We start from the raw sequence: 14105 nt of genomic DNA, 5'->3' as shown, positions 1-14105 counted from the left end.
TTTTGTCGTTCTGGGCTGGTTAGCTCCCCATCAGTACCGGCGGCACTGCGGTGGGTTTCACATCCTCACTCGGGTAGCAGCCAAGCACCTTGATATAGCGGGTGATCTTGGTCAGCTCCACCAATGCGGCCTGCATCGCCGGGGTCTGCAGGTTGGCGGAGACATCGAGATAGAACATCTCTTCCCACGGGTTGCCCTGCACCGGACGGGACTCCAGCTTGGTCATGTTGATCTCGTGGCTGCGCAGTACCAGCAGCGCCTCGACCAGCGAACCCGGCTTCTGGGAGGTGGACATGATGAGAGTGGTCTTGGCCGGGATCTGCGGCGCCACGTCGATGGGTTTGCGCGCCACCACGATAAAGCGGCTGTAGTTCTCTTTCTGGTTGGCGAGCTGCTCGGCCAGCACGTCCAGGCCATAGAGCTCGCCACCGGCGGCGCTGCCGATGGCGGCGGCCTCCGGGCTGGCCAGCTCCTTCACCTTCATCATGGCGCTGGAGGAGGAGTCACAGATCTCGTGACGCGCCCCTTCCAGCTTGCTCAGATAGTGGGAGCACTGCTGGAACACCTGCGGGTGGGCATAGAAGGTCTTGATGCGGCTCAGCTCGGTCGGCACGGCGGTGAGGATGCAGTGCTCGATGGGGTAGGTAAGCTCGCCGACGATGGAGAGGCTGGTGTGCTGCATCACATCATAGACTTCGTTGATGGAGCCCGAGCTGGTGTTTTCGATGGGCAACACACCAAAGGCGGCGCGGCCCGACTCCACCGCATCCAGCACTTCACGGAAGTTCTGGCAGTTCACCTCGATCACCTGATCCTTGTAGCGCGCCAGATATTTGCGGGCGGCAAGGCTGGAGTAGGAACCGCGCGGCCCCAGATAGGCGACGCTGGTCATCGGCTCCTGCTGCTCCGGGTTGAGCAGGCTCTGCAGATAGGCCTGCTGGGATAGTACAGAGTCTTCGATGATGGTGTGGTAGATGCGGGTGATGTACTGGGCATCCAGCCCCAGCACGCGGCCTTTCTGGATCAGTGCGACCAGCAGCTCCTGTTCTCGCTGGTGGTCACGGATGGGGCGCGGGTTGGCCTGTTTGGCACGGGCCACCTCGATACTGAGGGTCTTGCGTTTCGCCAGCAGGGCAAGCAGCTCCTGATCCAACCGGGTGATGTCTTGTCTGATCTCGTCGAGCGTTGCCATGATTGTTCCCTATCCAAGTAATCGATTGATATTAATGCAAAAAAAAGCCTCCGCTAGGGGAGGCTCGATTCGTCTTTGCTTTCTGCTCACACGACGACAGGCCTTCCCTCAAGCGGGCCGGATAAACGAGAAAGCAAAGAAGAATGTTGGCTGCATGGTCAAAATCCTGATGGTAACGCCCTAACCATTAAGGGATTTGCCGGTCTGATGCAAGTAAAACTTGCCCACGGGCGGGGATGGGGGCAGGGTATCCGGTTAAGAAAATGGCGTATGAAGGATGTTCTGTTGACGCTGTTTTGACGGTAGCAACGCAGTGGAGGAGATAAAGACGATGGCGATTATTTTCGATCTGGGACGGGTGGTGGTGAGCTGGGATCCGGTGGGCATAGTGCGTTCGGTGCGTGGCCCGCAAGGGGCCGAACAGTTGGCGGAACAGCTCTTTAACCACCCGGACTGGCTGGAGGTGGACAGAGGCACCATGTCGCTGCACACCATGGCCCGCGAAGCACAAGCGCGCACCGGCCTCTCTGCGGCAGAGAATCTGGCCATTTTGCAGGCGGTGCCCGCCTCCCTGCAGCCAGATCCCGCTATGCTAACCCTGATAGCCGAGCTGCACGGGGCGGGGCACACCCTGTATGCCCTCTCCAACATGGGCCATGCCAGCATCGACTGGCTGGAGCAGCATCAGGATTTCTGGCGCTTTTTCAGTGGCAAGGTGGTCTCGGCGCGGGTGCGGATGATGAAGCCGGAGCCGGATATCTATCGCTATCTGCTGGTGTCGTTTGATCTGAAACCGGCAGAGTGCCTCTTCATCGATGACAGTCCCGCCAACATTGCGGCCGCCGAGGCCCTCGGTATCAGGGGGATTGTCTTTACCGATGCGGCAAGTTGCCGCCAGCAGTTGGGTGAGCTGGGCTGTTTGACCACCACCGGCAAGGGGTGATGCCCCTGTGGGAGCATTATGGAGCATGGCCGGTTTCGCAACTGGTTGAGTCACTATCCCGAGGCGACCCTGATCATCGCCTGCAAGGATGGCAGCGGTTATCAGCTCTGCATCGAGGCGGAAGGGGAGTGCCTCTGCCTGACCGACAGCGAGGGAGGGCGCCTGACCTTTACCTCGCTGGATCAGGCGCAGGGTTTCTTGCGGGCCCATCAGGTTTGTCAGGCCAGATTGCGAATTTATGACGCCCAAAATGAAGATTTAGCGGCCGAGTCACAGGAAATAATCATCAAGTTTTAATTTTAACCGGACTCTGTAAGGGTCTATTCAGCTTGTTTCCCGCACAATATGGCACCTGTTCATCATTCGGAGCTGTTTAATGGGTGCCAATGTTGTTGTACTGAATCAGGGATATGATCACTCTTTTCAAGCCAGGGAACAGCTGCTGATTGAGCGACTGGCCAGTTTTGACGAGCTGATTGTCTCTTTTTCGGGACGGTTGGAATCCTGCTACAGCATCGATCTGTGCCGTGCCAGCGGCGTCAAGATCCGCGCCATCACCCTCGATAACCCGACCCGCAGCCGCAGCGAAGTGGCTCGTGCCCGGCGTTATTGCCAGCGTTATGGCATCGAGCACTGGATCGTCAAGAGCGACGAGATCGTCTTCTGTGATCGCCTGCCAAATATGGAGGGGCTGATCGACCCGGTTCGCCGCATTGGTGAGCATGTGCAGAGCCGTCCCGAGTGGGCCCACCTGCCCTTGCTGATCCCGGCAGCGGTGGAGGAGCGGGATGACTATCTGGCTCAGTTTGGTTCTCTGCCTGCCAATACCATCTGGTTTTTTGCCGACAACGGGGTGATGAGCCGCGATTTTCGCTATGGCTTCAACAAGCGTCAGCTCGGCCGCTGGGGCAAGGGGAGCAACGGTTGCCTGAGCAATCGCTTCACCAATCCACGGCTGCTCAAGCAGCGCTATCTGCGAATGGTGGATCAGGCTGAGCAGATACTGGCCGACATGGGGCTGGACGAGGCGCAGGTCTTTTTCCATACCCTGTGTGACTGCTCCACTACCCTGGCTCGGGTGCGTCTGCCCGAGCATCAGCGTGCCCAGGCCTTTGATATGCAATCGGATATTTTGTCTGCTCTCAAGGGGACCGAGTTCGATCTGGTGACTCTGGATATGGCGCAGAAAGAGCGGCACGATCTCGCCATCTAGCTTGCGGGAGAAGCGGGGGTCAAGAACGTGAGTGCTGTCATAGGCAAGGGGTAACGGGACTGTTTATACTGTCGCCCTTTCATCCGTTACCGAGCTTCGCCCTATGAAACCCTTGTCCCGTCTGTTGCTTGCCCTGTGTCTCACTCCCGTGCTGGCACAGGCGGCTCCTCTCTCTCAGGTGACGCTGCCCGATGGCCGGCAGGTTCAACTCAACGATGACTTCACCTGGGAGTATCTGGTGGTCAAACCGGCAGAACCCGTGCAGAGCGTGGCTGCCGAGGGGAACGCGGGGGCCGTGGTGGCGGTCGCTGCCCCGGTACTGACCGATCAGGCCAAGGCCAATCCGGAACTGCTCGCCCAGATGGCGCGCGACGGTGTGCTGGTCAAGCTGGACAAGATCGAGGGATCTGACCCGCTGGCGCTGACCTTTATGGTGAGCAATACCGGTAGCCGCAATGTGGTCGGGGTGCGTGGCATGGTGACCCTGTTCAGTGCTGACGGTGTGCAGCTGAGCCGTCAGGAGGCTCGTTTCTGGGTCGCCGAGAACCGCCTGCCGGAGACCTATCTGCGCAAGGGGCAAGCCCGTCCATCGCTGGCCCTCGAGATCCCCCGTCCTGCCGGATTGACCGGTCAGCCGCTGGTGCGGGTCGAAATTGACGAGGTGGTCTTCCGCTGATTTTTTCGCGGATCCGGCCCATGCAAACCGTGTGGGCCGGCAACTTGTTGCCGCTGACACCCCCAGCAATATCTGCTTACATCTGACATGGTTTTGCAACAGCTTGCCGCTCGGCAAGCAGGGAACCTCGCCGCACAATGACTCCATACCAGCTCGCTAGCAACGGGCCCAATCACATGGAGTTATCATCATGAAAAAAGCAACTGTCTCTCTTCTGGTTCTGGCCGGGTTTGCCTCTACTTCCGTCATGGCGCAGGATGCCTTCAGCTACGCCAAGGGCGGCCTGACCTGGGCACACACCAAATCCGACTATCTGAGCAACAACAAGATTCTGTTCCCCCGTGATGCCAGCAGTGAGGGGACTCGCGATTTTGGCGGTGTGACGCTGGATCTCTCCAAATCGTTCGCCAACAACTTCTACGGCCGTCTGCTCTCCGAGGGCACCTCTGCCCAGCACGGCAATGACAGCATGGGGATCGGCAGCCTGGGTATCGGTGTGTTTACCCCGCTCAGCACCGGCCTGAACCTCTACGGTGAAACCGGTCTGATGGGTTACACCATGGAGCGCGAGCAGGCCTATGACCTCAAGGGGTGGGATATTGTCACCCGCAAGAGCGACGGCAGCATGTACGGTGAAGTGGGTCTGCGCTACGACATCGGCGATATCGAGCTCTCCACCGCCTATCGCTACGCCAACATGACCGACGATATGCACGACTTCAAGGTGGGCGGTGCCTACAAGCTCAACCAGAACTGGGCGCTGACTGCCGATTACACCTATCGTAACTGGGATCTGCAAAAAGGCTCCATCTCCAGCCTGGGTGTGAAGTACAGCTTCTAATCCCCCTTCCTGTAGTCCGTAGTGTCTTGATTTTTGCCCATGGCGTTCGCCATGGGTTTTTTCGTTTTGCGGTGATCCCTTTCTTCTCCTTGTGTCGTATCAGTCCGCAATAGTTATACAACTTCCATTTCTTTGTATAACTGCTATAACTGAATCAAGACTTATACAAGGGGTGATGTCATGTACAAGATTAAAGTCGGTATCAGTGCCTGCCTGCTGGGCCAAGAGGTGCGTTTCGATGGGGGCCATAAGCGCTCCAGCTTCTGCGAACGGGATCTTGGCGCTCACTTTGACTATCACCCCGTCTGTCCCGAGATGGCTATTGGCCTCGGGGCGCCCCGCGCCGCCATCCGGCTGGTCAAGCGCAACGGCGAAATCCGCGCCGAGGCGAGCAATGGCAGCTTCGATGTCACCGAACAGCTGATTGCCTTCAGCGAACAGAAAGCCCGCCAGCTCGACTTTATCTCCGGTTATATCCTCTGCGCCAAATCCCCCAGCTGCGGCATGGAGCGGGTCAAGGTCTATGGCGCCAACAATGAGGGGAGCGCCAAGGAGGGGATCGGCCTGTTTGCCAAGGCGCTGATGGAAGCCAATCCCTTGCTGCCGGTAGAGGAAGATGGCCGCCTGTGCGATCCCATATTGCGCGAGAACTTCGTGTTGCGTGTATTCGCCTACCACGACTGGCAGCAGCTCTGTGCTCGTGGCATCACCGCTTCTGCGCTGATCCGCTTCCACTCCCGCTACAAGTATCTGGTGCTCTCCCACGCCACCACCCACTACCGGGCGCTCGGCAAGCTGCTCGGCAACGTGGGCAAGTCCGCCAACCTGCAGGAGGTGGCCGACAACTACATCAAGGGATTGATGACGGCGTTGACCCTGCGGGCCAACCGCCGCAGCCATACCAATGTGCTGATGCACCTGCAAGGCTACTTCAAGCGGGTGCTGACCCCGGCCCAGAAGCAGGAGCTTGCCGATACCATCGACAAGTACCGCACCGGCATCTTCCCCTTGCTGGTGCCGCTCACCCTGATCCGCCACTACCTGCGCGAGTACCCCAATCCCTATCTCGCCGAGCAGGTGTACCTCAATCCCCATCCCGATACGCTGAAACTGCGCTACGGGCTCTGAGAATGCTGTTTTGTGCGGTCGAGCAGGTCTATCTCGACCTTCATCCCGATACGCTCAAATTGCGCTACGGGCTCTGAATCTGTTCTGTTGCCCCGGCGCAGGCCTTGCGCCGGGGCACTTCACCCTTCTGTTTGATGGACGTTGTCATGTCTGATTTATCGCAAGAAGTTGCTCCTTTGGCTGATGAGGGGATCTACCCCATTCGCGAGGTCTCCCGCCTCACCGGCGTCAACGCCGTGACCCTGCGCGCCTGGCAGCGCCGCTACGGGCTGGTGCAGCCAGCCCGCACCGAAAAGGGCCACCGCCTCTACAGCGAGCATGATATTCGCCAGATCGGCGAGATCCTGAGCTGGCTGGAGCGGGGGGTGAGCATCGGGCAGGTGAAGGGGCTCTTGAGCGAACCCCATTCCGAGCCGGTGAGTGATCACTGGCAGCAGACCCTGGAGCAGTTCAGTCAGGCGTTACTCGCCTTCAATCAGCGCAAGGCGGAGGCCGAGCTGAATGACCTGCTGGCAAGCTACCCGTTCGAGCTGGTGCGCAGCCGGGTACTGCAACCGCTGGTGGAGCGGCTGCTCGGGTTGTGGCGCGAGCGGCCCGATGGCGAGCTGCTGCAACAGGTGTGGCTGGGCTGGCTCCATACCCGCTTCGCCCGCCACCTGATCGAGCAGGAGAAGGGCGTGCAGGTCACCCTGGCGAGCTGGGGACAGGTCGGCCCCCTCGATCTGGTGTGGGCCGCCTACGAGCTGATCGGTCAGGGCTATGAGGTGCAACTGCTGGGGGCGGTGGAGCCGCGCCATGCCAGCCTGCTGGAAGGACGTGCGGCCACTCCCTGGCTGGTGCTGCTGGGGGCCGGTCTTGGCAAACAGGAGCTGGCAGCCGACTGGCCCGCTGGTACGCGCCTGTTTGGCGAACTGGGGCGCCTCTACGATGATGAGTGGCTTAACGCCCACGGCTGGCAGGCGAGCCTTGCCGAGCTGATGGCTGACGCACCTGCTGCGGCTGGCGCCAGCGGACGCGGGAGGAAAAAGTCATGAAACTGGTCTGGTTTCGCAACGATCTGCGCCTGGCCGACAACCCGGCCTTGCGCCATGCCTGCGCCGGTGATGAACCGGTCGCCGCGCTCTTTATCATCTCTCCTGCCCAGTGGCGGCAGCACAAAATGGCTCCCATCCGTCAGCGCTTTATGTTGGCGCAGGTGGATGAATTGGGCCGTGAGCTGGCGGCGCTCGGCATCCCGCTCCATCTGCTGCGCGTGGAGACCTTTGCCGAGGTGCCCGCTGCGTTGGCTGATTTAAGCCGAGAGCTGGGGGTGACCCAGCTCTACGCCAATCAGGCTATCGAGATCGACGAGCAGCGCCGCGATCACGCCGTCAGCGCCGCGCTGGCAGAGCAGGCGGTGAGTTGTCACTGGCTTAACGGCTGTTGCGTGTTGCCGCCGGGGCGGGTGCTGACCGGGTCGGGGGAGATGTTCAAGGTTTTCACCCCTTTCAGCCGTGCCTGGCTCAAGGCCCTCGATGAGGATGGCTTTGTCATTCACCGCGCCCCTGCGCCCCGTGGCGAGCCCTTGCCGTGGCAGCCGCTGGCCGAACGGGCGTGGGTTGATGAGGCGCTCGGCGAGCTGACGGCTGATCCCCGCTGGCCAGTGGGGGAGGCGGAGGCAAGCCGCCGTTTGAATGACTTTCTGGATCAGGCGGTGCTCGACTATGGCGAGACCCGGGATTTTCCTGCCATCGCGGGCACGTCCGTGCTCTCCCCCTATCTGGCGGCGGGCATCATCAGCCCACGTCAGTGTGTGGCGGCGCTCCAGCAACAGCTCGGCTATCGGCCCCAGTCGAAGGCTCAGCCCGGCTTTGTCTGGCTCAATGAGCTGGTCTGGCGCGAGTTTTATCGCCACCTGCTGGTGCTGATCCCGACCCTCTCCATGAATCGCCCTTTCAAGCCCGAGACGGCGGCCTTGCCGTGGAGCTGGGACCCGGATGCCTTCGCTGCCTGGTGCGAGGGCCGTACCGGCTACCCCATCGTCGATGCGGCGATGCGTTGTCTCAACGCCACCGGCTGGATGCACAACCGGCTGCGAATGATCGTGGCGAGCTTTCTCACCAAGGATCTCCACATCCACTGGCGGCTCGGGGAGGACTACTTCATGAGTCAGCTGATTGATGGCGATCTGGCGGCCAACAATGGCGGCTGGCAGTGGGCGGCGGGCACCGGCGCCGATGCGGCGCCCTATTTTCGAGTCTTCAACCCCACCACTCAGGGGCAACGATTTGATCCACAAGGGGAGTTTATCCGTACCTGGGTAACTGAACTGGCCGATATTCCCCCCGCTTATGTGCATCAGCCCCACGATTGGCTGCGACTCAAGGGGCGACAGGATTATCCGGCACCCATGGTGGATCACGCCGTTGCCCGGGTGAGAGCCATCGAGATGTTTCGCTCTCTGGAGAAATAGGATGAACGAGCCGCTGGCCCGCTTTATTGGCCTCTATCAGCAACTGGACAAACAGCAGTTGCACCGCTTGCCCGAGGTCTATGCCGAACAGGTGGTCTTCACCGATCCGGCTCACCGCATCGAGGGGTTGGCGGCCCTTGGCGACTATTTTGCTGCCCTCTATCAGCGCCTCGCCTACTGCCGTTTCGTCATCACCAGTCAGCAGCAGCAAGGGCCGCAGGCTTGGCTCGGCTGGACCATGACCTTCTCCCACCCCAGATTGCGCGGTGGTGAGCCGGTGACGGTGGAGGGGGCCACCCGCCTCGAGTTCGACGAGGCAGGCAAGGTGTGCCAGCACCGGGACTATTTTGACCTGGGCGCCATGCTCTACGAGCAGTTGCCGCTGCTCGGGCCCGTGGTGCGCACTATCAAGGGGAGGCTCGGCGCATGAGCGGCCGGGTGCTTATTACCGGGGCGACCTCCGGTATAGGTCGTCAACTGGCGCTAGATTACCGGCGTGCTGGCTGGCAGGTGTGGGGCTGCGGCCGCGATGGCGAACGGCTGCAGGAGTTGGGGCTTCATGGCGTCACGCCGCTGCAGTTCGATGCCCGGGATGTGGCCGCAATGAACGGGATAGCCGCTACGCTGCCGCCGCTGGATCTGCTGATCCTCAACGCAGGCAACTGCGAGTACATGGACGTGGCCGAGGGGTTTGACAGCGAGCTGTTTGCCCGGGTGATTGAGACCAATCTGACCGCCACCGGTCATGCGTTGGCTGCCTTCTTGCCACTGCTAGGGGCGGGATCACGGCTGGCCATCGTCAGCTCGTCGGTGAGCTGGCTGCCGCTGCCGCGAGCCGAGGCGTATGGCGCCTCCAAGGCGGCCCTCGACTATCTGGCGGATACCTTGCGCCTGGATTTGGCCGGCAAAGGGATCGGGGTGACCCTGATCCGCCCCGGCTTTGTCCAGACGCCGCTGACCGCCAAAAATGATTTTCCCATGCCCTGTCTGGTGACGGTGGAAGAGGCCTCCCGCGCCATTATGGACGGGCTGACCGCTAGTCGTCACCAGATCCACTTTCCCCGCCGTTTCATCTGGTTGCTGCGCCTGCTTGGTGCGCTGCCGGTGGGGCTCTGGCTGCGCCTTGGCCGCGCACTCGTATCGAAAGGAAGCCATTCATGAAGAAAAAGATCGCCATCGTCGGTTCAGGGATCTCGGGACTCACCGCCGGTTTTCTGCTCCACAAACTCCATGACATCACCCTGTTCGAGGCGGCGCCGACCCTGGGCGGTCACACCGCCACCGTCGATGTGGATCTGGCTGGTCGCAGCTATGCCATCGACACCGGTTTTATCGTCTTCAACGATCGCACTTACCCCAACTTCTTGAAGTTGCTGGCGCGGATCGGCATGGAACGGCAACCGGCCGAGATGAGCTTCTCGGTGAAAAGCCCGGAGGGGCTGGAATATAACGGCCACAATCTCGATACCCTGTTTGCCCAGCGCAGCAATCTGCTGAGCCCCCGTTTCTATGGCTTCGTCGCCGAGATCTTGCGGTTCAACCGGGAGGCGCGGGCCTGGCTGGCCGATGGTCAACATCAGGGCGCGGGCCCCGAGCTGACCCTGGGGGACTTTCTGCTGGCGGGGGAGTTTAGCGACTACTTCGCCCGCCATTACATCTTGCCGATGGGAGCGGCGATCTGGTCATCGACCCTGGCCGATATGCGCGCCTTCCCCCTTGGCTTCTTTCTGCGCTTTTTTGCCAACCACGGTCTGCTTGATGTGGCCAATCGCCCACAGTGGTACGTGATTCCGGGTGGCTCGCGGGAATATATCGGCCCCCTTACCGCGGGTTGGCAGTCGCAGATCCGCCTCGCCTGTCCGGTGCAGAGCGTACGGCGGGACGCGGATGGGGTGGTGATCCAGAGCAGTTACGGTGAGGAGCGGTTTGACGAGGTGATCTTCGCCTGCCACAGCGATCAGGCGCTGGCGCTGCTGGCGGATCCCGGCGAGCGGGAGCAGGCCATCCTCGGCGACATGCCCTATCAGGCCAACGATGTCTGGCTCCATACCGATGCCCGCTGCCTGCCCACCCGCCGCAAGGCATGGGCCAGCTGGAACTATCAGCTCGATGGCAACGACGAGGCGCGGCCGCTGGTTAGCTACAACATGAACATCCTGCAGGGGGTGAACTCGCCGGAGCCCTTCTGCGTCAGCCTCAACCCCAAGGGCAAGGTGGATGAGAGCAAGGTGCTGCGCCGCTTCGTCTACCACCATCCGGTATTCAATCAGGCCTCCATTGCCGCCCAGCAGCGTCGCACGGAGATTTGCGGTCAGCAGCACACCCACTTCTGCGGTGCCTACTGGTACAACGGCTTCCATGAGGATGGGGTGCGCAGCGCGCTGGACGTCGCCAGGCGCTTCGGAGCCGAGCTATGAGCGACGCCATCGTGGCCACTCAACATGAGCGTGCCGACGAACTGGCTGGCGTCACCAGCGCGATCTGGCAGGGTTCAGTGCGCCACCGCCGTTTTGCGCCGCGGGCTCACGCCTTCTCATACAGCCTCTTTATGCTGGGGCTGGATCTCGATGAACTGCCGCAGCTCGATCAGGGGCGCTGGTTCGGGGTGGAGCGGGCGGGGCTGCTCTCGTTTCACCGCCATGACTATCTCAAGGGCAGCGAGGGGAGCCTCAAGCAGGCGGTGTGGCAGAAGGTGAGCGAGCTGGGCAGTGATGCCGACCCCGAGGGGCGGGTGCTGCTGCTCGGCAATGTGCGTTGTCTGGGGTTCTACTTCAGCCCGGTCAACTTCTACTTCTGCTACCGGCAGGGCGAGGCGCGCTATCTGCTGGCAGAGGTCTCCAACACCCCCTGGAACGAGCGTCACTACTACCTGCTGGATCTGGCGGCGCTGGCGCCCCATGACAAGGATTTTCACGTCTCCCCGTTTATGGGGCTGGCGATGCGTTATCACTGGCGCATCAGGCCGCCCGCGCAGGAGACACTGATCCATATCGAGAGTCATCCCGTATCCGGTGAGGCCAAGCTGTTTGACGCAACCCTGGCGCTCACGCGTGAACCCTTGTCACGCAAGGGACTGGTGGCTCTGCTGGCCCGCTGGCCCTGGATGACCATGAAGGTGCTGCTCGGGATCTACTGGCAGGCCCTGCGTCTTTTTATCAAACGAACACCGATATTTACCCATCCGGAGAGCCGCTAATGGAACTTGCTCAATCTACCCTCTCAGCCTCATTCATCGATAAAAGTGCAAGGCAATTGCTGCTCAAACTGCTGGGTCGCCTCGAACATGGCCAGCTGCTGCTGTGGGATGGTGGTGAGCGCCACAGCTTTGGCGTCGCGGGCACCGATCTGCATGCCGAACTGGTGGTGCAGGATCCGGCCTTCTATCGCCGCCTGTTGCTGGGGGGCAGCATTGCCGCCGGAGAAACCTGGGTGGAGGGGCTCTGGACCAGCCCGGATCCGGTGGCGCTGGTGCGGCTGCTGGCTCGCAACCTGACCCTGCTCGACTCCCTCGAGCGGCGCTTGGGCTGGCTCAGTTTTCCCTTCAACAAGGTGCGCCACTGGCTCAATCGCAACACCCTGACCGGTTCGCGCTCCAACATCGCCGCCCACTACGATCTCGGCAATACCCTCTATCAGGGTTTTCTCGACAGCCATATGCAGTACTCGAGCGCCATCTATCCGAGCGCCGAGGCCACTCTGGAAGAGGGGCAGCAGGCCAAGCTGCGCACCATCTGCGAGCGGCTGGAACTGGGGCCTGACGATCATCTGCTGGAAATTGGCACCGGCTGGGGTGGCCTCGCTGTCTATGCGGCCCGTCACTACGGCTGCCGGGTGACCACCACCACCATCTCCCGAGCCCAGCATGACTATGCCAAGGAGTGGATTGCGCAGGAGGGGCTGGGGGATCGCATCACCTTGCTGCTGGAGGACTACCGCAAGCTGGAGGGCAGTTACGACAAGCTGGTCTCCATCGAGATGATCGAGGCGGTAGGGCACGCCTTCCTGCCCGACTATTTCCGCCAGCTGTCGCGGCTGCTCAAGCCCGGTGGTCGCCTGCTCATTCAGGCCATCACCATCGCCGATCAGCGCCACGCCCAGTATCTGCGCGGGGTCGATTTCATCCAGCGCTACATATTCCCCGGTGGCTGCCTGCCCAGCGTCTCCCAAATGGCGGGGTTGCTGGCGCGGGAAACCGACATGCAGCTGGTGCGATTGCACGATCACGGCCATCACTATGCCCGCACCCTGGCTCACTGGTGCGAGCGTTTTCTGGGACTGGCGCCCGAGCTGCCCAAGCTCGGTTATAGCCAGGATTTCATCCGGTTGTGGCACTTCTACTTCGCTTATTGCGAGGGGGGATTCTGGGAGCGCAGCATCAGTCTGGTACAGCTGGAGGCTGCCAAGCCGGGGCCTGCTGGCTGGTCGGGTGATGTGCCAGTAAGCGGTCACTGACCATGTGGCAGTGGGCTCACCTGCTGGGATTCAACCTCTACTGGTTGCTGGCGGTGAAGTGGCAGCAGCCGGGCCCGCTGCTGGCAATGTTGCTGTTGCACTTTCTCTTCTCACCCAGCCGCCAGCGTGACTGGCGGCTGCTTCCCATCGCGGTGGCTGGCTGTCTGCTGGATGCGCTGCTCTGGCAGCTCGGTTTGTTCCAGTTCCCGTCCGGTTTTCCCTTTTGGCTGGTACTGCTCTGGCTCGGTTTTGCCCTGACGCTGGGTCACGGCATGCGCTGGCTGCTGCGCTTGCCCCGCTGGCAGCAGGCGCTGTTTGGCGTGTTTGGCGGTGCCTCCTCCTATGTGGCGGGGGCCGCCATGGGGGCAGTACACTTACCTTGGGACATCTGGATCAGCACGGCGCTGCTGGCAGTGATCTGGATGTGGTGGTTGCCCGTACTCCTGTGGGTAATGGTCAAGCTGGAGGGTGAGTCATGATGAACGCCTTTTCGACCGACTCGTTGCTTTTTTCCAAATGGACCAAAGAGAGCCAGCACGAGTTCGCTGATCGCTTCTATCTGGTGGTTGCCTGCCAGCGGAACGCGAAAGGGGAGCTGATGCAGGTGGTGATGCAGGATATCAACACCCTGCAGGAACAGGAGATGGACTGGCATGAACTGGAAGACCCCAACCACTGGCATATGGGGTGGAATTAACCCGCTGCTGCTGACGTTTACGCTCTTTGCTGCCACCGCGGTGCAGGCCTCTGCCGCCCCCTGGCAGCAGCTGCGTCCGGTCGGGCAGGGGGAGATGAACTGGCTCTGGTTCAAGCTCTACGATGCCACCCTCTACAGTGCGAGCGGGCACTATCAGCCCGGTCACTATCCACAGGCCCTGACCCTCACCTATGCCCGATCCATCGAGCGGGAAGATCTGCTGAGCGCCACCGCCGCCGAATGGCAGCGGCTCGGTCTTGGCTCTGATGCAGAGCGTCAGCGCTGGCTCGGCCAGCTCGCTGCACTCTGGCCCGATGTGCAGGCAGGCGACCAGCTCACCTTCTATGTCGACAAGGGCGGGGCAGGCCACTTCTGGTGGCAGGAGAAGCCGCTTGGCACCCTGGCCGATCCGCAATTCTCGGCTGCCTTCCTCGCCATCTGGCTGGCTGACAACAGCCGCGATCCCGCCCTGACCCGTCGCCTGCGTGGCCAACCCTGAACATGGAGTTTC

The 14105-nt window shown here is 61.3% G+C and carries 17 protein-coding genes and 1 other annotated feature; of the genes, 16 read left to right on the top strand and 1 reads right to left on the bottom strand.

The features are described from left to right. Positions 1 to 19: 19 nt before the first annotated feature. A complete protein-coding gene (gene pheA, locus OKC40_RS07695; protein WP_005343631.1) occupies positions 20 to 1192 on the bottom strand; it encodes a prephenate dehydratase in 1173 nt (390 codons plus the stop codon). A gap of 38 nt (positions 1193 to 1230) precedes the next feature. Further along, positions 1231 to 1352 (bottom strand) — a sequence feature (Phe leader region). Positions 1353 to 1523: 171 nt separating this feature from the next. Between pheA and OKC40_RS07690 the strand changes: the two genes are divergently transcribed. The 16 genes from OKC40_RS07690 to OKC40_RS07615 all read left to right on the top strand — a co-directional run bounded on the left by OKC40_RS07690 (position 1524) and on the right by OKC40_RS07615 (position 14093). Further along, on the top strand, positions 1524 to 2135 hold the full coding sequence (locus OKC40_RS07690) for an HAD family hydrolase (protein WP_234601396.1): 612 nt from the start codon (positions 1524 to 1526) through the stop codon (positions 2133 to 2135). 18 nt (positions 2136 to 2153) lie between these two features. Next, positions 2154 to 2432, top strand: coding sequence for a DUF6482 family protein (locus OKC40_RS07685; protein WP_075113990.1), 279 nt, complete (start codon positions 2154 to 2156; stop codon positions 2430 to 2432). 79 nt (positions 2433 to 2511) lie between these two features. Continuing rightward, the gene (locus OKC40_RS07680) at positions 2512 to 3348 is read left to right on the top strand and encodes a hypothetical protein (protein WP_042058310.1); all 837 of its coding nucleotides are present in this window, start codon (positions 2512 to 2514) and stop codon (positions 3346 to 3348) included. A gap of 103 nt (positions 3349 to 3451) precedes the next feature. Beyond that, positions 3452 to 4024, top strand: a complete 573-nt coding sequence (locus tag OKC40_RS07675) for a DUF3157 family protein (protein WP_042058312.1) — start codon at positions 3452 to 3454, stop codon at positions 4022 to 4024. A 190-nt stretch (positions 4025 to 4214) separates the two neighbouring features. Beyond that, positions 4215 to 4865 carry an autotransporter outer membrane beta-barrel domain-containing protein gene (locus OKC40_RS07670; protein ID WP_182932832.1) on the top strand — a complete coding sequence of 217 codons (651 nt, stop codon included), beginning with the start codon at positions 4215 to 4217 and terminating at the stop codon, positions 4863 to 4865. Between the two features lie 180 nt (positions 4866 to 5045). Beyond that, the gene (locus tag OKC40_RS07665) at positions 5046 to 5993 is read left to right on the top strand and encodes a YbgA family protein (protein ID WP_234601397.1); all 948 of its coding nucleotides are present in this window, start codon (positions 5046 to 5048) and stop codon (positions 5991 to 5993) included. Between the two features lie 146 nt (positions 5994 to 6139). Beyond that, positions 6140 to 7027 carry a MerR family transcriptional regulator gene (locus OKC40_RS07660; RefSeq protein WP_234601398.1) on the top strand — a complete coding sequence of 296 codons (888 nt, stop codon included), beginning with the start codon at positions 6140 to 6142 and terminating at the stop codon, positions 7025 to 7027. After that, positions 7024 to 8445 carry a deoxyribodipyrimidine photo-lyase gene (gene phrB, locus OKC40_RS07655; RefSeq protein ID WP_234601399.1) on the top strand — a complete coding sequence of 474 codons (1422 nt, stop codon included), beginning with the start codon at positions 7024 to 7026 and terminating at the stop codon, positions 8443 to 8445. Before OKC40_RS07660 ends, phrB begins: the two co-directional genes overlap by 4 nt. A 1-nt stretch (position 8446) precedes the next feature. Then, positions 8447 to 8875 (top strand): nuclear transport factor 2 family protein, encoded by a 429-nt coding sequence (locus OKC40_RS07650; protein ID WP_182932828.1) that lies wholly within the window; start codon positions 8447 to 8449, stop codon positions 8873 to 8875. Then, positions 8872 to 9606 carry an SDR family NAD(P)-dependent oxidoreductase gene (locus OKC40_RS07645; RefSeq protein WP_270794703.1) on the top strand — a complete coding sequence of 245 codons (735 nt, stop codon included), beginning with the start codon at positions 8872 to 8874 and terminating at the stop codon, positions 9604 to 9606. The genes OKC40_RS07650 and OKC40_RS07645 overlap by 4 nt, the downstream gene beginning before the upstream one ends. Continuing rightward, positions 9603 to 10862, top strand: coding sequence for an NAD(P)/FAD-dependent oxidoreductase (locus OKC40_RS07640; RefSeq protein ID WP_234601401.1), 1260 nt, complete (start codon positions 9603 to 9605; stop codon positions 10860 to 10862). Before OKC40_RS07645 ends, OKC40_RS07640 begins: the two co-directional genes overlap by 4 nt. Next, complete coding sequence (locus tag OKC40_RS07635; RefSeq protein ID WP_270794701.1) at positions 10859 to 11641, top strand: DUF1365 domain-containing protein; 783 nt, start codon at positions 10859 to 10861, stop codon at positions 11639 to 11641. Before OKC40_RS07640 ends, OKC40_RS07635 begins: the two co-directional genes overlap by 4 nt. Continuing rightward, positions 11641 to 12897 (top strand): SAM-dependent methyltransferase, encoded by a 1257-nt coding sequence (locus tag OKC40_RS07630; RefSeq protein WP_234601403.1) that lies wholly within the window; start codon positions 11641 to 11643, stop codon positions 12895 to 12897. The genes OKC40_RS07635 and OKC40_RS07630 overlap by 1 nt, the downstream gene beginning before the upstream one ends. Positions 12898 to 12899: 2 nt before the next feature. Next, on the top strand, positions 12900 to 13376 hold the full coding sequence (locus OKC40_RS07625; RefSeq protein ID WP_182939031.1) for a DUF2878 domain-containing protein: 477 nt from the start codon (positions 12900 to 12902) through the stop codon (positions 13374 to 13376). Then, a complete protein-coding gene (locus tag OKC40_RS07620; protein WP_139707962.1) occupies positions 13376 to 13594 on the top strand; it encodes a TIGR02450 family Trp-rich protein in 219 nt (72 codons plus the stop codon). Before OKC40_RS07625 ends, OKC40_RS07620 begins: the two co-directional genes overlap by 1 nt. Next, positions 13551 to 14093, top strand: coding sequence for a chalcone isomerase family protein (locus tag OKC40_RS07615; RefSeq protein WP_234601404.1), 543 nt, complete (start codon positions 13551 to 13553; stop codon positions 14091 to 14093). The genes OKC40_RS07620 and OKC40_RS07615 overlap by 44 nt, the downstream gene beginning before the upstream one ends. Positions 14094 to 14105 lie beyond the last annotated feature (12 nt).

The sequence above is a fragment of the Aeromonas sp. QDB11 genome, from assembly GCF_027705265.1.
GTDB classification, from domain to species: domain Bacteria; phylum Pseudomonadota; class Gammaproteobacteria; order Enterobacterales; family Aeromonadaceae; genus Aeromonas; species Aeromonas allosaccharophila.
The sequence above is the reverse complement of the archived record's forward strand: the minus strand, read 5'-3'. Positions and strand labels throughout refer to the sequence as shown.